Below are 18,042 nucleotides of genomic sequence, written 5' to 3' on the forward strand. Positions count from 1 at the left end.
TTCTACGTCAGGCGCGGGAGCGGCGTCGAGGGGCGCTGCGCCATTCGGCGGGGATCGTCGGTCGAATCGCGACCGACACGGGAACGACGTGCAGCCCTGGCAAAGCGGGCCGGATCGACCATCCCGGGACAACCATGCGCATCGCACTGGTGATCAATACCGCATCGGGCAGCGTCGGCGCCGGCGCGGCGCCGGAGGCGATCCGGGCGCGTCTTGCCGCCGCGGGGATCGAGGCTTTGGGCGAGGCCGACCGGGGGGCCTCCCTGCCGGCGCGCATCGCCGCCGCCGTGGCCGAGCCGGGGATCGACGCGGTGGTGGTGGCCGGGGGCGACGGCACGGTCGCCTGTGCGGCCGCGGCCCTGGTCGGGCACGCGACGCCGCTCGGCATCCTGCCGCTCGGCACCATGAACCTGCTGGCCAAGGATCTCGGCCTGCCCCTCGACCTCGACGGCGCCATCGCCAATCTCGTTGCGGGCGTGCGGCGCCCGATCGATGTCGGCGACGTGAACGGCCGGACCTTCGTGATCAATTCGGTGCTCGGCATGCCGGCCCGGGTCGCCCGCCACCGGGAGGCGCATCGCGAGCGCCGGGCTTTCCGCACGCTCCTGCGCTGGGCGATCGGGATGCCGCGCCATCTCGGCCGCTATCCGCGGCTCACCGTGACCGGGCTGATCGACGGGACGGCGCGCCGGCTGCGGGTGCGGCTGATGGCGGTGGTGGTCGGCGACTATGTCGAACGGCCGGGCCAGGTGCTGCTGCGGGCGCCGATCGACGCCGGCCGGCTGACGCTCTACGTCCTCGCCGACCTGTCGGTCTGGCGCAGCCTTCGGCTCGCCCTCGGCTTCGCGCTGGGCGATTGGCGCCGGCTTCCCGAGGTCGAGCGGCTGCCGGTGAGCGACCTGACCATCGGCTCGCGCAGGCAGGCGCTGCGGGTCATGAACGACGGCGAGGTGCTGCTGATCCCGACGCCCCTGCGCTACCGGATCCGCCGTCACGCGCTGACGGTGATCGTGCCCCGCACGGACGAGGCCGGACCGCGCTTCGAGGACGAGGTCGGGGGCGCATGAGGCGGATCAGTCACATCTCCGACCTCCATTTCGGCCGGACCGACCCGGCCGTGGTCGAGGCCCTGGTCGACGAGCTGAACGGGGACGCACCGGACCTGATCGTCGCCTCGGGGGACTTCACCATGGCGGCGCGGCCCCTAGAATTCGCGCAGGCCCGCGCCTTCCTGGACCGCCTCGCGCCGCCCTGGATCGGCGTGCCGGGCAACCACGATATCTCGCCCTATCACCTGCCGCAGCGCTTCCTCCGGCCGTTCACCCGCTACCGGCAGGCCATCGCGCCGGACACGGAGCCGTGTTTTGCGGATGCGGAGATCGGTGTCGTCTGCCTCAATACGGTTCGGCGCTGGGCCCCCGAGCGGGACTGGTCGCAGGGGATGATCCGCCCCAGCCAGATCGCCCGCACCGAGGCGCGCTTCGCTTCGATGCCCGGGCAGCTGTTCAAGATTGTGGTCGGCCATCACCCGTTCATGCCGCCGCCCTGGGACGAGGAAGCCCGGCTCGTGGGGCGTGCCGACCTGGCACTGGCGTCCTTCCGCCGCTGCGGGGTCGGGCTGACCCTGTCCGGGCACCTGCATCGCCACTACGCGCGCTTCGTGGGCGGGGACGAACCGGATACGGCGGTGGTGGATCGGGGTGCGCTGCGGGTCCGCCGGGGACAGTTGCTCGCGGTCCAAGCGGGCTCGGCGACCTCCACCCGCCTGCGCGGGAATGAGCCGAACGCCTATAACCGCATCACCGTGGACGGGGGCTGCGCCGCCATCTCGGTCCGGATCTGGGACGGACGCGCCTGGACCGATGCGGCGCCGGCATGCGTGCAGACCCACACGCCGGCGCCAGATTTCAACTTCCCGCCAGGACGCCGACGGCGCCGAGGACGGTCATGACGAGACCGGACGCGAACACGCCGATCATGAGATAGGAGAAGGGTTTCAGAGCCATGCCGCCAAGGTAGTGCGCATCCGCGAGATCGGGTGTGCGCTGCAGCACGCTTCATCGTATCCCCGGTGCCATCCAACGAAAAACCCCGCCCGGCGCGCGCCGGACGGGGTTTTTCCGGATCCTCGGACCGGGCGAGCGGTCCGGAAAAATCAGGCGCGGCCGGCCTGCTGGGCGACCTCGGTGGCGAAGTCCGGACCGTCTTCCTTCTCGATGCCCTCGCCCAGCGCGTAGCGGACGAAACCCGTCAGGGTCACCGGACCGCCGACCTTGGAGCCGGCTTCCTTCAGCACCTGGCTCACCGTCTTCGAGCCGTCATGCACGAAGGGCTGCTCCAGGAGGGTGACCTCCTTGTAGTAGCTCTTCAGGCCGCTCTCGATGATCTTGGCGAGCACGTGGTCCGGCTTGCTGGCGTTCTTCTCGCGCAGGATGTTCGACTCGCGCTCCACCGTGGTGGTGTCGACGCCCGAGGCGTCGAGGGCCACCGGGTTGGTCGCGGCGACGTGCATGGCGATCTGGCGGCCGAGCGTCGAGAGGGCGTCGACGTCACCCTCGGATTCGAGGGCCACGAGCACGCCGATCTTGCCGAGCCCCTCGGAGATCTGGTTGTGCACGTAGGAGGCGATCACGCCCTTCTTCACCTCGAGCTTGGCGACCCGGCGCAGGTTCATGTTCTCGCCGATGGTGGCGATCAGGGCCTGCAGCTTCTCCGAGACCGTCTCGCTGGCGCCCGGGAAATGGGCGGCCTGAAGCCCCTCCAGCGTGCCGTCGGTGTTCAGGGCGATCTTGGCGGCCTCGCGGACGAAGGCCTGGAAGGCGTCGTTGCGGGCGACGAAGTCGGTCTCGGAATTCACCTCGACCACCGCGGCGTGATGGCCGGCGGACTCGACGGCCACAAGGCCCTCGGCGGCGACGCGGCCGGCCTTCTTGGCGGCCTTGGCGAGGCCCTTCTTGCGCAGCCAGTCGATGGCGGCCTCGATGTCGCCCTGCGTCTCGTTAAGCGCACCCTTGCAGTCCATCATGCCGGCGCCGGTCTTCTCCCGGAGCTCCTTCACCATCGCGGCGGTGATGTTGGCCATGGCGGTCCCTTTCGTAGATCTGGATGAGAGAGGCCCGGCGCGCGGGTGAGCGGCCGGGCCCGGTATGCCGAATCCGCGACGGCCCGATGACGGTGCCGCCGCGACGTACCCGCTGGATCAGACCGCCGCGGCGGCCTCGACGAAGCCCCGGGCCTGCGAGACCCACGAATCGCGATCGATGCGGCCGTTGAGCTTCAGGTCGTGATCGACCTTGGTGACATCCTCGGGCGTCATCGCGGCGATCTGCCAGTAATGGTAGATGCCGGCATCGTTGAGCTTCTGCACGATCTGCGGTCCGGCGCCGTTGAGCTTGGTCAGGTCGTCCGGGGCGCCGCGCGGGGCGGCGAGTAGTTCGAAATGCTCGGTCGTCTCGGCGAGCATCGCCACGTCGGCCGGGTCGAGGGCGTCGGACTCGACCGTGACGGCCCCGTCGTCATTGGCCGGCAGCGCCTCGGCCATCGGCTCCTCGGAGGCGCCGAGATCCATGCCGGACGAGCCCTGGGCGCGGGAGATGCCGTCGATGGCCGCCTTGGCGATCAGGTCGCAATAGAGCGCGATGGCGCGGCCGGCATCGTCGTTGGCCGGCACGATGTGGGTGATGCCGTCCGGGTTGCAGTTGGTGTCGACGATGGCGGCCACCGGGATCCCGAGGCGGTTCGCCTCCTTAATCGCCAGCTGCTCCTTGTTGGTGTCGATCACGAACAGCAGGTCCGGCACGCCGCCCATGTCCTTGATGCCGCCCAGCGCCTTCTCGAGCTTCTCCTTCTCGCGGGAGAGCATCAGGCGCTCCTTCTTGGTCAGGCCCGGGCCGCCGGTCTCCAGCGTCTCGGAAACCTTGCGCAGGCGCGAGATCGAGCCCGAGATCGTCTTCCAATTGGTGAGCATGCCGCCCAGCCAGCGGGAGTTGACGTAGTACTGGGCCGAGCGCTTGGCCGCCTCGGCGATCGTGTCGGCCGCCTGGCGCTTGGTGCCGACGAACAGCACGCGGCCGCCCTTGGCGACGGTGTCGCTCACCGCCTGCAGCGCCGTGTGCAGCGCCGGCACGGTCTGGGCCAGATCGATGATGTGGATGTTGTTGCGCGTACCGAAAATGTACGGCTGCATCTTCGGGTTCCAGCGGTGCGACTGGTGACCGAAATGGGCGCCCGCTTCGAGGAGCTGACGCATAGAGAAATCGACGGCCATGCTGTGTGTACTCTCCGGTTGGATCCGCCGCGGAGGGATGCAGCCGCCCGACGCTGTCGGGCGACCACCGGAAACGCCTCATTCAGGCATGAGGCCGGCTCCGCGTGTGGGATGGGCGGGCGCATAGCAGAGCCGGGGGCCGGACGCAAGGATTCGGGTGACGCGGAACGGGATGGCACCGCCGGGAGCTTGCAGCCCGGCGCCTCCAAGCTCGATCAGACACGATAGGGTTGCCGTGGCCTTCGACACGCTGAAATGCGCCCGGACGCTCCGGGACAAGGCCAAGCTCTCCCCCGGGCAGGCCGAGGGATTGGCCGATGCCATGGCCGAAGCGCTCCAGGGCGATCTGGTCACGAAGGCCGATCTGCGTGCCGAACTGGCCGAGACCCGGGCCGGGATCGTGCGCCCGGTCGCCGGATTGATCGGCTTTCAGACGCTCGCGGTCATCGGCGCCGTGGTCGCCCTCGCCCGATCGCTCCCTTGAAGCCGCAGATCGTCGGCGGCGCTCCTCATTCGCCCGCGAACAGCGCCGCAACATCGCTGGCTGTCACCACCCGATAAGCCCCCGCCGCCAGATCCGCCGGCAGGTCGAGGCCGCCGACCCGGTCCCGGTGGAGTGCCGTGACGTGGTTGCCGACGGCGGCGAACATCCGGCGGACCTGATGGTAGCGGCCCTCCGTCAGCGTCACCGCGCACTGCGTGGCGTCCTCGACGTCGAGCCGCACCGGCAGCAGCGGCCGCTCCTCGCCCTCCAGCATCAGGCTCCCCGAGGCGAAGAGCGCCGCCTCGGTCCCCGCCAGCGGCCGGTCGAGGGTGACCCGGTAGCGCTTCGCCACATGGGCCTTCGGGCTGATGATCCGGTGCAGCAGGGCGCCGTCGTCGGTGAGCAGCAGCAGGCCCGAGGTGTCCTTGTCGAGACGGCCGACCGTGGAGAGCGGCGGGTCGCGGCGGCGCCAGCGCTCGGGCAGCAGCCCATAGACCAGCGGGCCGGCTTCCTTGTGCGAGCAGGTGACGCCGAGGGGCTTGTGCAGCATCAGGCACAGGCCGGGCAGCGGGTCCAGGCGCGCGCCATCGACCGTCAGGCGGTCCGGGAGATCCGGGTCGAGGGCGATCCGGTCGCCGGCATCCGCCAGCGCGGCGCCGTCGAGGCGGATCGCGCCGGCGCGGGCCAGCCCCTGGATCTCCCGTCGGGAGCCGTAGCCGAGATTGGCGAGCAGCTTGTCCAGGCGGACGGCCTTCGCGCTCACCGGCGCGCCTCGTAGACCCGGTACCCGTTCGCCTGCGCGGCCACGGCGACGGTGCGGAAGGCCGCGCGCAGGGGCGCCTCGTAGGGCAGGTGCGCGTTGGCCACGAGCCACAGCGTACCGCCGGGCCTCAGGGCCTCGACGGCCCGGGCGATGAAGGCCCGGCCGAGGGCTTGATCCTCGGCGCCGCCCTCGTGGAAGGGCGGGTTGGTGACGACGAAGTTCAGGTCGCCGAGTTCCAGACCGGGTGTCCGGATATCGGCCCAGAGGATCGTCGCCCGCGGATCGGCGACGTTGCGGCGGGCCATCTCCACGGCGCGGCGGTCGATCTCCACGAGGGTCATCGCGGTCACCGCCTCCGAGGACAGGACCGCCCGGGCCAGGATCCCGAGGCCGCAGCCGAAATCGGCCCCGCGCCCCTTCAACGCCGGCAGGGTGCTCAGGAGCAGCGCCGTGCCGGGATCGAGCCGGTCCCAGGAGAAGATGCCGGGCTGCGTGCACAGGGCGAGGTTGTCGACGTGGCGGGGGGCGCCCGCGTCGATCGCCTCGGCGATCCCGGCCGGCTCGGGCGGCCGATCGGCCACGCAGATCCGATGATGGCGCCGCGGCTGATCGGCGGCGGCGCAGCCGAAGGTGCCGAGTTCCTTGGCCAAGCGGGTGCCGCCCTTGTCCTTCGGCGCCAGGGCGATCATCCGGCCGCCGGGTCCCAGCGCCCGCAGCACCTGCGCCAGCACGTAGCGCCGCTCCACCGTTCCGGGCGGAGCGAGGATCGTGGCGGTGTCGAGGCTGTTCTCGGTCAGATCCTCCAACCGGGAGGCGCCGGGAATCAGAGGGGAAACCTGAACGGCATCGCCGGGGACCTCGGCGAGATCCACCGGCGGCAGGCCGTATACGGCATGTCGCATGAATGATTCGAAAGTTGGAGAGCCGGCTCCGGAACGCGGATCCGCGGCGGTGCGGGAGGAACCCGCGCCCGACTCGGATCATCCGGGGGGAACGGCGCCCCTTATACCGGATTGGCTCCGGAAGCCCAGCCTGCCGGATCTCTCCCCGCCGGTTCGGCCGGTCAGCCCCGGGGGAATTCCAGGCCCATCTCGCGGTAGCGCGCCGGATCGTCGGCCCAGTTCTCACGCACCTTCACGTGCAGGAACAGGTGGACCTTGGCGTCGGCCGCCTCGGCGATCCCGATCCGGGCCGCCTGCCCGATCGCCTTGATGGTCTGGCCGCCCTTGCCCAGCACGATCGAGCGCTGGCTCTCCCGCTCGACGAAGATCGTCTGCTCGATCCGCACGGACCCGTCCGGCCGGATCTGCCACTGGTCGGTCTCCACCGTGGAGCGATAGGGCAGCTCCTCGTGCAGCCGGTCGTAGATCTTTTCCCGGGTGATCTCGGCCGCCAGCATGCGCAGCGGCGCGTCCGAGACCTGATCCTCCGGATAGAGCCAGGGTCCGGGGGGCATCCGGGCGGCGAGCGCCCGGCGCAGGTCCGCCACGCCGTCGCCCTTGAGCGCGGAGATCATGAAGGTCTCGGCGAAGGGCGCCGCCGCGTTGAGCCGGGCCGCCAGATCGAGCAGCCGCTCGCGCGGGATCAGGTCGATCTTGTTGAGGATCAGCAGCTTGTCGCGCTTCACCTCGGACAGGCGGCCGAGCACGGCCTCGACCTCCGCCTCGACGCCCTTGCGGGCATCGACCAGCAGGCAGACCGCGTCCGCATCCGCGGCGCCGCTCCAGGCCGAGTGGACCATCGCCCGGTCGAGGCGGCGCTTGGGCGCGAAGATGCCGGGCGTGTCGACCAGCACGACCTGGGAGGCGCCCTCGATGAGGATGCCGCGCACCAGGGCCCGGGTGGTCTGCACCTTGCGCGAGACGATGGACACCTTCGTGCCCACGAGGCTGTTCAGGAGGGTCGACTTGCCGGCATTCGGCACGCCGATCAGCGCGACGAAGCCCGCCCGGGCGTCGGCCGGCGTTCCCGGGAGGGTGGACGGGCCGGGTCCGGGCTCCGGGGTGTCCGCGGGGTCGTCCTGATCGTGCTCGGTCATGCTGTCTCCGTCGGCTCCGCCGCCGGCAGGGCGCCGATCCCCTCCCGCTCCATCAGCGCCTGGGCGGCCGCCTGCTCGGCGATCCGCTTCGACGTGCCCTCGCCCAGGCCCGGTGCCAGACCGTCGACCTCGACGGCGATGCGGAAGCGCGGCGCGTGATCGGGACCGGTCCGCTCGACCACCGCGTAGGTGGGGATCGGCAGCCCGCGGCCCATCGCCCATTCCTGCAACGCCGATTTGGCGTCGCGGCCCCGCGCCGCCGCCGTCGGCTCGCCGGGTCGGAAATGCGCCTCGACCACAGCCCGGGCGATGTCGAACCCGGCATCGAGATAGATGGCGCCGAGGATCGCCTCGCAGACATCGGCGAGGATCGTCTGGTTGCGCCGGCCGCCGCCCATCACCTCGCCCTGGCCGAGGATCAGGTGCGGCCCGACATCCCAGGCCGCGGCCACGACCGCACAGGTCTCGCGGCGGACCAGCGCGGCGAGGCGGCGGGAGAGATCGCCCTCGTCGGCCTCCGGAAAGGCGCCGTAGAGCCGGTCCGCCACCGCGAGGCCGAGCACACGGTCCCCGAGGAATTCCAGGCGCTGGTAGCTGCCGCCCCGGCCGGAGGCCTTGCTGGTATGGGTCAGGGCGCGGGTGAGCAGGGTCTGGTCGGCGAAGCGATGGCCGATCCGCTCCTCGAGCACGGCCAGCGGCGGGCGCGGCTTATGGGCCCGCCGGGCCCGGGCGGTGACGATTCGGGGCTGGGCCGCCTCGTCCAAGTCGGGACCGGTCAATGGATCGTCGAGAACAGGCGCGCCCAGCGGACATGGGCCGGCCAGTTCCAGACCTGCCACGCCGGCGTACCCTCGTCGATCGAGAAGAAGATCATCTCGGCGCGCCCGACGAAATTGGCGAAGGGCACGTAGCCGACATTGGCGAGATCGCGCGAATCGGTGGAATTGTCGCGGTTGTCGCCCATCATGAAGAAGTGTCCGGCCGGGACCGTGTAGGGCTCGGTCTTGTCCCAGAAGCCGTTGTCGCCGTCGCGCTCGATCACCGGGTGGACCACGCCGTTGGGCAGCGTCTCCATGTACTGCGGCACCTTGGTGGCCTGGCCGTAGGGATCGGTCGTCTCGTAGTCGGCGATCCGCTCGCGCTTGACCGCCTTGCCGTTGATGTTGAGCACGCCGTCGATCATCTGGATCTTGTCGCCGGGGAGGCCGATCACGCGCTTGATGTAGTCGGTGGCGTTGTCCTTGGGCAGCTTGAACACCGCGATATCGCCGCGCTTCGGCTCGGCGGCCCAGACCCGGCCGTCGGCCTGGATCGGGATGTATTCCGACAGCGGCAGCGAGTATTTCGAATACCCATAGGAATATTTCGACACGAACAGGTAGTCGCCGATCAGCAGTGTCGGCACCAGGGAGCCCGAGGGGATGTTGAACGGCTGGAACAGGAGCGTCCGCACCACCAGGGCGATGAGCAGCGCCTGGATGCCGACCTTCAGGGTCTCGCGGATGCTGGCCCAGGTGCCGGCCTCGGCGGGTTTCCTGAGCGGTTTGCCGTCGTAATCCACGCGCGCGTTCCGTCTTCGGTTGAGATTGCTGGGCCTGCCGCCGGCGGAGCGGCCCGGACCGCGGTTGTCCTGAGGAATGCGCCGCAATCGTGTCCGCCGTGAGCGGCGGGTCTAGACCAAGCGCGGTCCCCCCGCAACGCGCGACGGGGGCCGGCTAATCCCTGACTGGTGTCCTCACCCGGCGGCTGCAGCCGGGAGCGCCTCGATGATCACGAAGGCTTGTGCCATGGGCGGGTCGTCCGTCAGGCTGACGTGCAGGCGTGCCGCGTGGCCCGGGGGCAGCAGTTCCGCGAGCCGCGCCGCCGCGCCCCCGGTCAGCCGCAGGGTCGGCTGGCCGGAGGGGAGGTTCACGACCTCCATGTCGTGCCAGAACACGCCGCCGCTCAGGCCGGTCCCCAGGGCCTTGGCGCAGGCCTCCTTGGCGGCGAAGCGCCGGGCATAGCCCTCCGCGCGGGCGGCCCGGCGGTCGCAGCGGGCCCGCTCGCCATCGGTGAACACCCGGTGGGTGAACCGTTCGCCGTGGCGCTCCAGCGTCCGGGCGATTCGGCGGATGTCGCAGAGGTCCGACCCGATCCCGATGATCATGGGCGCCGGGCGCGGTCCATGGCCGCCCGCATGTCCTGAACGGCCCGGGCGAGGCCTACGAAGATCGCATCGGCGATCAGCGCATGGCCGATGTTCAGTTCGCGGATCTGCGGCAGGGCCGCCACCGGCCCGACGCTGTCGCGGGTGAGCCCGTGGCCGGCATGGATCTCCAGGCCGAGACCGGCCCCGTGCTCGGCCGCGTGCCGGAGGCGGGCCAGTTCATGGGCGGTCCGCGCCGCATCGTCCTCCAGGGCGGCCTCGCAATAGCGGCCGGTATGCAACTCGACGACCGGTGCGCCGAGGGCGCGGGCGGCCTCCATCACCGCCGGCTCCGGCTCGACGAACAGCGAGACCCGGATGCCCGCCCCCGCGAGCGACCGGATGCGCGGCGCGAGGGACTCGCGGCCGCCGACGATGTCGAGGCCCCCCTCGGTGGTGCGCTCCTCGCGCTTCTCCGGGACCAGGCAGGCGGCGTGGGGCCGGGTGGCGAGGGCGATCGCCACCATCTCGTCGGTGGCCGCCATCTCGAAGTTCAGCGGGACGGAGAGGCTGCGCTTGAGCGCCGCGATGTCGGCGTCGCGGATGTGGCGCCGGTCCTCGCGCAGGTGAGCGGTGATGCCGTCGGCCCCCGCCTCCACGGCGAGCAGCGCGGCCTGCACCGGGTCGGGATAGGCCCCGCCGCGGGCGTTGCGGACGGTGGCGACGTGGTCGATGTTGACGCCGAGGCGCTGCGTGTCGGAGGTCATCGGCTCGTTCGTCCCCGTGTCGGCGCGATGCGACGGGCCTGCGGACAGGATACGGCGCGCTTCGCGCCGGGCTCGGCTGCGATATGCTGGCGTTCGCGCGCTCCGGCAAGGCGGCCGCGGTCTCAGGGCGCGGCCGTGTCGACGGGAGGAAGCGCGAGCCGTTTCGCACCCTGAACCTCCGGTTCGAGCTTGTCAGGCGGAAAGAAACCGACTATGCGCCCCCCTTCGCGTTCGCTCCGGCCGGGGGCTGAACGGACGGTGCTGCTTGCGGCATAGGGTCTTCAACAACCCGTCGTCCGGTGTCTCCGCCTTCGATCAACCGCTCGGGCCTGAAAATCGGCTCGAAGGGCTTGGCGCCGAGCGTTTCGCGAGATGAACCGGCCCGAACCAACCGCCCCCGGGCGGCCGGGCTCCTTTTAACGCTGAAAGGCCCGATATGCCTCTCTATGAGCATGTGCTCTTGGCCCGCCAGGACGTGACGTCCCAGCAGGTCGAGACGATGATCGACACCTACAAGGGTGTGATCGAGCAGAACGGTGGCCGTCTCGAGAAGATCGAGATGTGGGGCGTGAAGTCCCTCGCCTACCGGATCAAGAAGAACCGCAAGGCGCATTTCGCGCTCCTCAACATCGACGCCCCGCCGGCCGCCATCGCCGAGATGGAACGCCAGATGCAGATCTCCGAGGACGTGCTGCGCTTCATGACCGTCCGGGTCGAGGACCTCGATTCCGAGCCCTCCGCCATGATGCAGAAGCGCGACCGTGACGACCGCAAGGATCGCGAGCGCGGCCGTCGTCGGGACGACGAGGGCTTCGGCGGCGGCGGCGGATTCGGTGACCGCGGCGATCGGGGCGACCGCGGTGACCGCGGCGAGCGCAGCTTCGGCGGGGAGGGCTAAACCATGGCTTTCGGTGCTGGTGCTGGTGCGGGTGGCGGACGCCGTCCCTTCTTCCGTCGTCGCAAGACCTGCCCGTTCTCCGGCGCGAACGCGCCGAAGATCGACTACAAGGACGTCAAGCTCCTGTCCCGCTACGTGTCCGAGCGCGGCAAGATCGTGCCGTCGCGGATCACCGCGGTCTCGGCCAAGAAGCAGCGTGAGCTCGCCCAGGCGATCAAGCGCGCCCGCTTCCTCGGCCTGCTGCCCTACGTGATCAAGTAGGCTTTCGAGATCGGCCGGCCCGGAATTATCCGGGCCGGTCTTCACAGAGCGATCCGACATCGCTCGATCGTTGGGGCGCCGCGTCGCCTCTAACCCTGCCGGATGGGCAGCGGGACAGCGGAACCCATGGCACAGCATATCGGCATCGGTATCGGCGCGGGCCTCGTCTCGGCACTCCTGTTCGGGGTGCTGCTGAAGGCGACCCCGCTGGCGATCCTGCTCTACCTCGTCGCTCCGCTGCCGATCCTGATCGTCGGCCTCGGCTGGAGCCACAGGGCCGCCCTCGCGGCGGTGGCGGCCGGGAGCCTCGCGCTGGCCCTGGTGATCGCGCCCTTCATGGGCCTCGCCTTCGCCGCCTACATCGCCCTGCCCGCCTGGTGGCTCGCCTACCTGACGCTGCTCGGGCGCGAGACGCCTGCCGGCCTCGAATGGTACCCGACCGGCCGCCTCCTCGGCTGGATCGCCGCCACGGCCGCCCTCGCGTTCATTGCCATCGCGGTCCTGTCCTCGCCGAACCACGCCGCCTTCGACACGCAGCTGCGCGGCCTCGCGCACACGCTGGTGCAGGCCCGCATGCCCGGCGAGCGGACGGTGGTCGAGGGCCGCGCCGGCGCGGCACCGACCGGCTCCGACGAGGCCGGTCCAGAGAAGGCCACCGGTCCGGATACGGCACCGCCAGCCGCCGCCGATCAGGCCGAGGTCACCCGGACCGAGATGGCCGACGCCCTGGCGCGGGTGATACCGGCCTTCGCGGCCAACGGGCTGGCGCTGCTCCTGGCCTTCTATCTCTGGGCCTCGGCCCGGATCGTGAAGATTTCCGGCCGCCTGCCCCGCCCGTGGCCCGACATCCCGGCCACCGCCATGCCGCGGGTGACGCTCGCCACCCTCGGGGCCGCGCTCCTGATGTGCTTCGTCCCGGGCTATGTCGGCGTGTTCGGCGTCGCCCTGGTCGGCGGGCTCAGCGCGGCCTTCGCGCTCCAGGGGCTGGCCGCCTTCCACGACCGCTCACGCGGCCGGCCCGGGCGCGCGCTGATGCTGTTCGGCATGTACCTGATCCTGTTCGTGACCCAGGGCATCGCCCTGGTCGCCCTCACCCTGTTCGGCCTCGCCGACACAGCCCTCGACCGCCGTCGTCCCGAAGCCCGTCCGAAGGACAATCCGGCGCCGTGAAACCCCGGCCCCAGGGGCCGACCACCTGAAGGAGAAAGACCATGGAAGTGATCCTGCTCGAGCGCGTAGCTAAGCTCGGCCAGATGGGCGAGACCGTGAATGTCCGCCCGGGCTTCGCCCGCAACTTCCTGCTCGCCCGCGGCAAGGCCCTGCGCGCGACGGAAGCCAACAAGAAGCACTTCGAGACCCAGCGCGCCCAGCTCGAGGCCCGCAACCTGGACCGCAAGAAGGACGCCGAGGCCGTCGCCGAGAAGCTGAACGGCCAGAGCTTCGTGCTCATCCGCCAGTCGGGCGAGACCGGCGTGCTCTACGGTTCGGTCTCGACCCGCGACCTCGCCGAGGTCGTCGCCAAGGACGGCTTCACGGTCGACCGCAGCCAGTTCATCCTCAACCAGCCGATCAAGACGCTGGGCCTCCACACGGTCCCGGTGGTGCTGCACCCCGAGGTCGAAGTCCAGGTCACCGTCAACGTCGCCCGTAGCCCCGAGGAGGCCGAGCGTCAGGCCCGCGGCGAGTCCGTGACCGAGCGCGAGGCGTTCAACCTCGACGACCTCGGCCTCGAAGTCGGCATGGCTCTGGCCGATGCCGGCGAGGGTGCCGACGACCGCGGCTGATCCCTTCGTCCCGTGGGTCCGACCGGCCGTAAGGCTGGTCGGACTTGAGGGAGCGGGATCCGAGGCATGCGCCTGCGCCGCCTCGCGTTCAGGTTCCGCTGAGCCTGCACCTGTCCGGGAAAAGGGACGGTCCAGGACGCCCCCCTCTCCCGGACGCCGGCAGCGCCGGCGGCGTGCATCCCGGGATCCACGCACACGCGGCACGGCGCGATTCCGACCGGAACCGGCACCGCCCTGTATACCGGTGAACATCGGGGACGACCGGCCCCGAGACTTGACACGTTCCAGTTTTGTTCCAGCATGGATGCCCGCCCCTCGCGAGAGTCGGCGGGCATCCGTTCGTTCGGGGAACACCCGGAGAAACGGAGCGTCGGCTAAGCTTCGGTAACCATACCGAGGCCAAGGTCGCGCGGTGTGATCCTGGCGCGCCCACCGCGGCGCCTGATACGGAGTCGTCCGCCGATGGCCCTGCCCAATGCGCTCACGGCCAAGCTCGAAGCGGTCCAGGCCGAGTACCGCGTCGCCCCCCACAACATCGACGCGGAGCAGGCCCTGCTCGGCGCGATCCTGGTGAACAACGACGCCTATTACCGGGTCTCGGACTTCCTGCTGGCCGAGCACTTCATGGAGGATGCCCACCAGCAGATCTTCACGGTGGCGGCCTCCCTGATCCGGGCCGGCAAGCTCGCCACGCCCATCACCCTGAAGACCTATCTGGGCGACGCCGATTTCGGCGGCCAGACGGTGATGCAGTACCTCGCCCGCCTCGCCGCCGACGCCACCACGGTGATCAACGCCGGCGAGTACGGCCGGACGGTCTACGACCTCGCCATCCGCCGCCGGCTGATCACCATCGGCGAGGATCTGGTGAACGGCGCCTACGAGGCGCCGGTGGAGGAATCGCCCCGCGACCAGATCGAGCACACCGAGCGGCGGCTCTACGAACTCGCCGAGGCCGGGCGCTACGATGGCGGCTTCCAGAAATTCTCGGACGCGCTCACCGCCGCGGTCGACATGGCCGCCAAGGCCTACCAGCGCGACGGCAAGCTCTCGGGCATCGCCACGGGGCTCACCGACCTCGATGCCAAGATGGGCGGGCTGCAATCCTCCGATCTGATCATCCTCGCGGGCCGCCCGGCCATGGGTAAGACCTCGCTGGTGACCAACATCGCCTTCAACGTCGCCAAAGCCTATCGCGGCGAGAAGCAGCCGGACGGCGTGACCAAGACGGTGAACGGCGGGATCGTGGGCTTCTTCTCGCTGGAAATGTCGGCCGAGCAGCTCGCCACCCGCATCATCGCCGAGCAGTCGGGCGTGCCCTCCTACAAGATCCGCCGCGGCGATATCCGCCCGGAGGATTTCTACAAGATCACCGACGCCGCCCGGGACATGCAGACGATCCCGTTCTACATCGACCAGACCGGCGGCATCTCGATCGCGCAGCTCGCCGCCCGGGCCCGGCGCCTGAAGCGCCAGAAGGGCCTCGATCTGCTGATCGTGGACTATCTCCAGCTCCTCTCGGGCTCCGGCAAGCGCAGCGACAACCGCGTGCAGGAGATGACCGAGATCACCACCGGCATGAAGGCGCTTGCCAAGGAGTTGGCCGTGCCGATCATCGCCCTCTCGCAGCTCTCCCGTCAGGTCGAGAACCGCGACGACAAGCGCCCGCAGCTGGCCGATCTGCGCGAATCGGGCTCGATCGAGCAGGACGCCGACGTGGTGATGTTCGTGTTCCGCGAGGAATACTACGTCGGCAACAAGAAGCCCCGCGAAGGGACCGAGGAGTTCTTCGCCTGGGAAGCCGAGATGCAGCGGGTCCACGGCAAGGCGGAGGTCATCCTCGGCAAGCAGCGCCACGGCCCGACCGGCATGGTGGAGCTGCAGTTCGACGCCAACATCACCCGGTTCTCGAACCTCGCGCAGACGGACCGGATCCCCGAGCAATTGTGAGGGCGCGACCGGTCGGGGACGCCCGGTCGTCGCGAGCGCAGCGAAGCCACCCAGGGGAGCGCGCGCGGACAGCGTGGCATCGCTGGATTGCTTCGCTGTCCGCGCGCAATGACCGCGCCGCCTGCCCATCCGCCGGCGTGGCGGAGGGGGCGCCGTCCCGGCCTCACCGGCATCCGCACTCTGCGCGAACCATCGCCGGACCCGGCCGTTGTGCGAGGACGATTGTCCCGCCGCGGCAGGAGCGACGATGAGCGAGCCGACCCCTCCGAAGATGCCCTACTGGCACGTCTACACCGACGCGGAGGGGGTGAGCCGCCAGGCGCTGTTCCACATCGAGCGGTTCACGTTCGAGGGGATCAACCCCGAGACCGCTCCGCAATGGAACGACAAGATGGATCCGGCCTCCGCGGTCGTGACCTTCACGGTCCTGCCGGTCGGCTGGGTCGGGGAGTGGCACGAGAACCCGAGGCCGCAATGGATCGCGATCCTGTCCGGCCGCTGGTTCGTGGAGACCATGGACGGCCACCGGGTCGAGATGGGCCCGGGCGAGCTGATGATGGGCGAGGACCAGAACACGAAGGAGCGGGACGGCCGGAAGGGCCATCTCTCCGGCACGGTCGGCGACGAGCCCTGCACGATGATCGTCACCGGCCTCCAGGTCGAGCCGACCGTGAACCAGCCCGGCCGCTTCAAGTAGGGGCGGCGCGATGGACAGCTTCGTGCTGATTCAGCCGCGCTTCAAGGCCTATGTGCTGCCGAATGCGCCGCTGGAAAAACTCGCCGAGGGCTTCCGCTGGACCGAGGGGCCGGTCTGGTTCGGTGACCGGGACGAGCTGTTGTTCTCGGACCTGCCGAACAACCGGGTGATGCGCTGGGCGGAGCATGCCGGACTCAGCGTCTACCGGGAGGCGAGCGACTTCGAGAACGGCCATGCCCGCGACCGGGAGGGGCGGATGCTGTCCTGCGCGCACAGGGGCCGGCGGATTCACCGGACGGAGCTCGACGGGCGCATCACCGGCCTGGTGGAGCGCTACCGGGGCCGGCGGCTGAATTCCCCCAACGACCTCGTTTGCAAGTCCGACGGCACGATCTGGTTCTCGGACCCGCCCTACGGCATCCAGACCGATTACGAGGGCGGCAGGCAGGAATCGGAACTGCCGGCCGCGGTCTACCGGTTCGATCCGCGCGACGGCTCGCTGCGGGTGGTGGCGGACGATTTTCAGGGGCCGAACGGCCTGTGCTTCTCCCCCGACGAGCGCCGGCTCTACATCGTCGAGACGGGGCTGCAATTCGACACCGATCCGCGCCAGCATGTCCGGGTCTTCGACGTGGCCGAGGATGGCGCCCTGTCGGGGGGCGACGTATTCTGCACGATCGCGCCGGGCAATGCCGACGGGATCCGTTGCGACGAGCACGGCAATCTCTGGTCGAGCGCCGGCGACGGGGTGCATTGCATCGACCCGGGGGGCGAATTGGTCGGCAAGATCCTGGTGCCCTCGACCGTGGCCAACCTCGCCTTCGGCGGCCGCAACAACAGCCGCCTGTTCCTCTGCGCGTCGCACACGCTCTACGCGATCTACGTCAATGTCCGCGGAGCCCCGCTGCTGTGAGCGGCGTGCGGGCGATCGCCGGCTTCGGCCGCACCGTCGCGGACCTCGCGGCAACCGAGGCCTTCTATCGCGACGGGCTGGGCTTCGCCCGGGTCGCGCCACCGGAGCCCGTTCCGACCGCCGAGGCGGAGGCGATGGGGCTCGCGGACCGTCGGGCCACGCAACTGCGCATGCGGCTCGGCGCCCAGGCCGTGACCTTTTTGGCGGTGGATCCGCCTGGCATGCCCTACCCGGCCGATCCGGCGGCCACGGATCCGTTCTTCCAGCACCTCGCGATCCCGGTGCGGAGCATGGATGCCGCGATGGCGCAGCTCTCCCAGGCGGGACCCACGCCGATCAGCCGCGGCGGCCCGCAGGCCCTGCCGGCCTCGTCGGGGGGCGTCACCGCCTACAAGTTCTGCGACCCGGACGGGCACCCGCTGGAGCTGATTGTCTTTCCGGACGGCCCGCCGGCGGAGCGCTGGCGGGATGTGCCGGGCCTGTTCCTCGGCATCGACCACTCGGCGATCACCGTCACCGACCTCGACGCGGCCCTCGCGTTCCTCACCGGACCGCTCGGTCTCACGGTGGCGCAGCGGGGCCTGAACCAGGGCGCCGAACAGGCGCGCCTCGACGGGCTGGACGATCCGCAGGTCGACGTGATCGCGCTCGAGCCGCCGGACCCGGCCCCGCACATGGAGCTGCTGCATTACCGGGTGCCGGCTACCCGACGCAGGCCCGAAGCGTCATGCGGCCCGGCCGATCGCGCTTCGACGCGCTTCATCTTCGTGGTCGACCCTATGAAAGGTCTGCTCAAGTCCCTGGGTGATTACGGCCTGGTCCCAAACGTGGCCCGAGATCGTGGGGCCGCTTTCTGCAAGGGGCCGGATGGCCACGGATTTCTGTTTCTCGGTTCCTCATCCTGAGCTGATTTCGAGGCCCGCCGACCGGGTCGGCCGATCTGCTTTCAGCTGTCGAGCCGATAGGCTTTGCTTGCATGGTTCCTGGGAGCGATTGCCGCCCTGCGGATCAGCATCGAAGCCGCGGAAGGCCGGTTGCCACGCCTCATCGAGGCGGCCGTGTGCGAGGAAGAGGTCGTGCTCGCGCGGGGGACGT

At 70.2% G+C, this 18,042-nt stretch carries 21 protein-coding genes; 11 read left to right on the top strand and 10 right to left on the bottom strand.

The annotated features are described in order from the left end of the window. Positions 1-134: 134 nt before the first annotated feature. Both AC3IF3_RS06645 and AC3IF3_RS06650 read left to right on the top strand, forming a co-directional pair. The gene (locus tag AC3IF3_RS06645) at positions 135-1,067 is read left to right on the top strand and encodes a diacylglycerol/lipid kinase family protein (protein WP_489227915.1); all 933 of its coding nucleotides are present in this window, start codon (positions 135-137) and stop codon (positions 1,065-1,067) included. Further along, a complete protein-coding gene (locus tag AC3IF3_RS06650; RefSeq protein WP_489227916.1) occupies positions 1,064-1,951 on the top strand; it encodes a metallophosphoesterase family protein in 888 nt (295 codons plus the stop codon). The genes AC3IF3_RS06645 and AC3IF3_RS06650 overlap by 4 nt, the downstream gene beginning before the upstream one ends. On the opposite strand, the gene AC3IF3_RS06655 is transcribed toward AC3IF3_RS06650, so the two are convergent. The 3 genes from AC3IF3_RS06655 to AC3IF3_RS06665 all read right to left on the bottom strand — a co-directional run bounded on the left by AC3IF3_RS06655 (position 1,908) and on the right by AC3IF3_RS06665 (position 4,267). Then, positions 1,908-2,054, bottom strand: a complete 147-nt coding sequence (locus AC3IF3_RS06655) for a hypothetical protein (RefSeq protein WP_489220201.1) — start codon at positions 2,052-2,054, stop codon at positions 1,908-1,910. The two genes, AC3IF3_RS06650 and AC3IF3_RS06655, sit on opposite strands and share 44 nt — an antisense overlap. Positions 2,055-2,155: 101 nt before the next feature. Further along, positions 2,156-3,082 carry a translation elongation factor Ts gene (gene tsf, locus AC3IF3_RS06660; RefSeq protein ID WP_489227917.1) on the bottom strand — a complete coding sequence of 309 codons (927 nt, stop codon included), beginning with the start codon at positions 3,080-3,082 and terminating at the stop codon, positions 2,156-2,158. Between the two features lie 117 nt (positions 3,083-3,199). Then, on the bottom strand, positions 3,200-4,267 hold the full coding sequence (locus tag AC3IF3_RS06665) for a 30S ribosomal protein S2 (protein ID WP_243969209.1): 1,068 nt from the start codon (positions 4,265-4,267) through the stop codon (positions 3,200-3,202). Between the two features lie 235 nt (positions 4,268-4,502). Between AC3IF3_RS06665 and AC3IF3_RS06670 the strand changes: the two genes are divergently transcribed. Further along, positions 4,503-4,751: a hypothetical protein gene (locus tag AC3IF3_RS06670; RefSeq protein WP_489227918.1), complete on the top strand. Its 249-nt coding sequence runs from the start codon at positions 4,503-4,505 to the stop codon at positions 4,749-4,751. Positions 4,752-4,776: 25 nt separating this feature from the next. Here the strand turns inward: AC3IF3_RS06670 and AC3IF3_RS06675 are convergent, their stop codons facing one another. The 7 genes from AC3IF3_RS06675 to AC3IF3_RS06705 form a co-directional block, all read right to left on the bottom strand. Continuing rightward, positions 4,777-5,514, bottom strand: a complete 738-nt coding sequence (locus AC3IF3_RS06675; protein ID WP_489227920.1) for a pseudouridine synthase — start codon at positions 5,512-5,514, stop codon at positions 4,777-4,779. Next, positions 5,511-6,416: a class I SAM-dependent methyltransferase gene (locus AC3IF3_RS06680; protein WP_489220205.1), complete on the bottom strand. Its 906-nt coding sequence runs from the start codon at positions 6,414-6,416 to the stop codon at positions 5,511-5,513. The genes AC3IF3_RS06675 and AC3IF3_RS06680 overlap by 4 nt, the downstream gene beginning before the upstream one ends. A 161-nt stretch (positions 6,417-6,577) precedes the next feature. Beyond that, positions 6,578-7,552, bottom strand: a complete 975-nt coding sequence (gene era, locus AC3IF3_RS06685; protein WP_489227921.1) for a GTPase Era — start codon at positions 7,550-7,552, stop codon at positions 6,578-6,580. Next, positions 7,549-8,331 carry a ribonuclease III gene (gene rnc, locus AC3IF3_RS06690; protein ID WP_489220207.1) on the bottom strand — a complete coding sequence of 261 codons (783 nt, stop codon included), beginning with the start codon at positions 8,329-8,331 and terminating at the stop codon, positions 7,549-7,551. Before rnc ends, era begins: the two co-directional genes overlap by 4 nt. Further along, positions 8,328-9,113, bottom strand: coding sequence for a signal peptidase I (gene lepB / locus AC3IF3_RS06695; protein WP_243969220.1), 786 nt, complete (start codon positions 9,111-9,113; stop codon positions 8,328-8,330). Before lepB ends, rnc begins: the two co-directional genes overlap by 4 nt. 174 nt (positions 9,114-9,287) lie before the next feature. Next, positions 9,288-9,698: a holo-ACP synthase gene (gene acpS, locus AC3IF3_RS06700; RefSeq protein WP_243969222.1), complete on the bottom strand. Its 411-nt coding sequence runs from the start codon at positions 9,696-9,698 to the stop codon at positions 9,288-9,290. Further along, entirely contained in the window at positions 9,695-10,444 is a 750-nt protein-coding gene (locus AC3IF3_RS06705; protein ID WP_489227923.1) for a pyridoxine 5'-phosphate synthase, read from the bottom strand. The genes acpS and AC3IF3_RS06705 overlap by 4 nt, the downstream gene beginning before the upstream one ends. A 436-nt stretch (positions 10,445-10,880) precedes the next feature. On the opposite strand from AC3IF3_RS06705, the gene rpsF reads away from it, so the two are divergent. The 8 genes from rpsF to AC3IF3_RS06745 all read left to right on the top strand — a co-directional run bounded on the left by rpsF (position 10,881) and on the right by AC3IF3_RS06745 (position 17,852). Then, complete coding sequence (gene rpsF, locus AC3IF3_RS06710) at positions 10,881-11,342, top strand: 30S ribosomal protein S6 (protein ID WP_243969226.1); 462 nt, start codon at positions 10,881-10,883, stop codon at positions 11,340-11,342. 3 nt (positions 11,343-11,345) lie between these two features. Further along, positions 11,346-11,603, top strand: a complete 258-nt coding sequence (rpsR, locus tag AC3IF3_RS06715) for a 30S ribosomal protein S18 (RefSeq protein WP_091712669.1) — start codon at positions 11,346-11,348, stop codon at positions 11,601-11,603. Positions 11,604-11,729: 126 nt separating this feature from the next. Next, positions 11,730-12,773 (top strand): hypothetical protein, encoded by a 1,044-nt coding sequence (locus AC3IF3_RS06720; RefSeq protein ID WP_489220210.1) that lies wholly within the window; start codon positions 11,730-11,732, stop codon positions 12,771-12,773. A 41-nt stretch (positions 12,774-12,814) separates the two neighbouring features. Further along, positions 12,815-13,387, top strand: a complete 573-nt coding sequence (gene rplI / locus AC3IF3_RS06725; protein WP_489227925.1) for a 50S ribosomal protein L9 — start codon at positions 12,815-12,817, stop codon at positions 13,385-13,387. 462 nt (positions 13,388-13,849) lie between these two features. Next, on the top strand, positions 13,850-15,337 hold the full coding sequence (locus AC3IF3_RS06730) for a replicative DNA helicase (RefSeq protein ID WP_243969232.1): 1,488 nt from the start codon (positions 13,850-13,852) through the stop codon (positions 15,335-15,337). A gap of 247 nt (positions 15,338-15,584) precedes the next feature. Continuing rightward, entirely contained in the window at positions 15,585-16,034 is a 450-nt protein-coding gene (locus AC3IF3_RS06735; RefSeq protein WP_243969234.1) for a cupin domain-containing protein, read from the top strand. A gap of 10 nt (positions 16,035-16,044) precedes the next feature. After that, positions 16,045-16,947, top strand: a complete 903-nt coding sequence (locus AC3IF3_RS06740) for an SMP-30/gluconolactonase/LRE family protein (RefSeq protein WP_489227927.1) — start codon at positions 16,045-16,047, stop codon at positions 16,945-16,947. Further along, entirely contained in the window at positions 16,944-17,852 is a 909-nt protein-coding gene (locus AC3IF3_RS06745; protein ID WP_489227928.1) for a VOC family protein, read from the top strand. Before AC3IF3_RS06740 ends, AC3IF3_RS06745 begins: the two co-directional genes overlap by 4 nt. Positions 17,853-18,042 lie beyond the last annotated feature (190 nt).

Source organism: Methylobacterium sp. J-118 (genome assembly GCF_057836565.1).

Excerpts from the sequence above, each read along its gene's own strand:
- rplI (WP_489227925.1), top strand. The coding sequence starts at position 12,815 with ATGGAAGTGATCCTGCTCGAGCGCGTAGCTAAGCTCGGCCAGATGGGC.
- era (WP_489227921.1), bottom strand. The coding sequence starts at position 7,552 with ATGACCGAGCACGATCAGGACGACCCCGCGGACACCCCGGAGCCCGGA.
- rpsR (WP_091712669.1), top strand. The coding sequence starts at position 11,346 with ATGGCTTTCGGTGCTGGTGCTGGTGCGGGTGGCGGACGCCGTCCCTTC.
- rpsF (WP_243969226.1), top strand. The coding sequence starts at position 10,881 with ATGCCTCTCTATGAGCATGTGCTCTTGGCCCGCCAGGACGTGACGTCC.
- AC3IF3_RS06665 (WP_243969209.1), bottom strand. The coding sequence starts at position 4,267 with ATGGCCGTCGATTTCTCTATGCGTCAGCTCCTCGAAGCGGGCGCCCAT.
- AC3IF3_RS06730 (WP_243969232.1), top strand. The coding sequence starts at position 13,850 with ATGGCCCTGCCCAATGCGCTCACGGCCAAGCTCGAAGCGGTCCAGGCC.
- AC3IF3_RS06645 (WP_489227915.1), top strand. The coding sequence starts at position 135 with ATGCGCATCGCACTGGTGATCAATACCGCATCGGGCAGCGTCGGCGCC.
- tsf (WP_489227917.1), bottom strand. The coding sequence starts at position 3,082 with ATGGCCAACATCACCGCCGCGATGGTGAAGGAGCTCCGGGAGAAGACC.
- acpS (WP_243969222.1), bottom strand. The coding sequence starts at position 9,698 with ATGATCATCGGGATCGGGTCGGACCTCTGCGACATCCGCCGAATCGCC.
- AC3IF3_RS06650 (WP_489227916.1), top strand. The coding sequence starts at position 1,064 with ATGAGGCGGATCAGTCACATCTCCGACCTCCATTTCGGCCGGACCGAC.
- AC3IF3_RS06735 (WP_243969234.1), top strand. The coding sequence starts at position 15,585 with ATGAGCGAGCCGACCCCTCCGAAGATGCCCTACTGGCACGTCTACACC.
- AC3IF3_RS06680 (WP_489220205.1), bottom strand. The coding sequence starts at position 6,416 with ATGCGACATGCCGTATACGGCCTGCCGCCGGTGGATCTCGCCGAGGTC.
- AC3IF3_RS06705 (WP_489227923.1), bottom strand. The coding sequence starts at position 10,444 with ATGACCTCCGACACGCAGCGCCTCGGCGTCAACATCGACCACGTCGCC.
- AC3IF3_RS06720 (WP_489220210.1), top strand. The coding sequence starts at position 11,730 with ATGGCACAGCATATCGGCATCGGTATCGGCGCGGGCCTCGTCTCGGCA.
- AC3IF3_RS06740 (WP_489227927.1), top strand. The coding sequence starts at position 16,045 with ATGGACAGCTTCGTGCTGATTCAGCCGCGCTTCAAGGCCTATGTGCTG.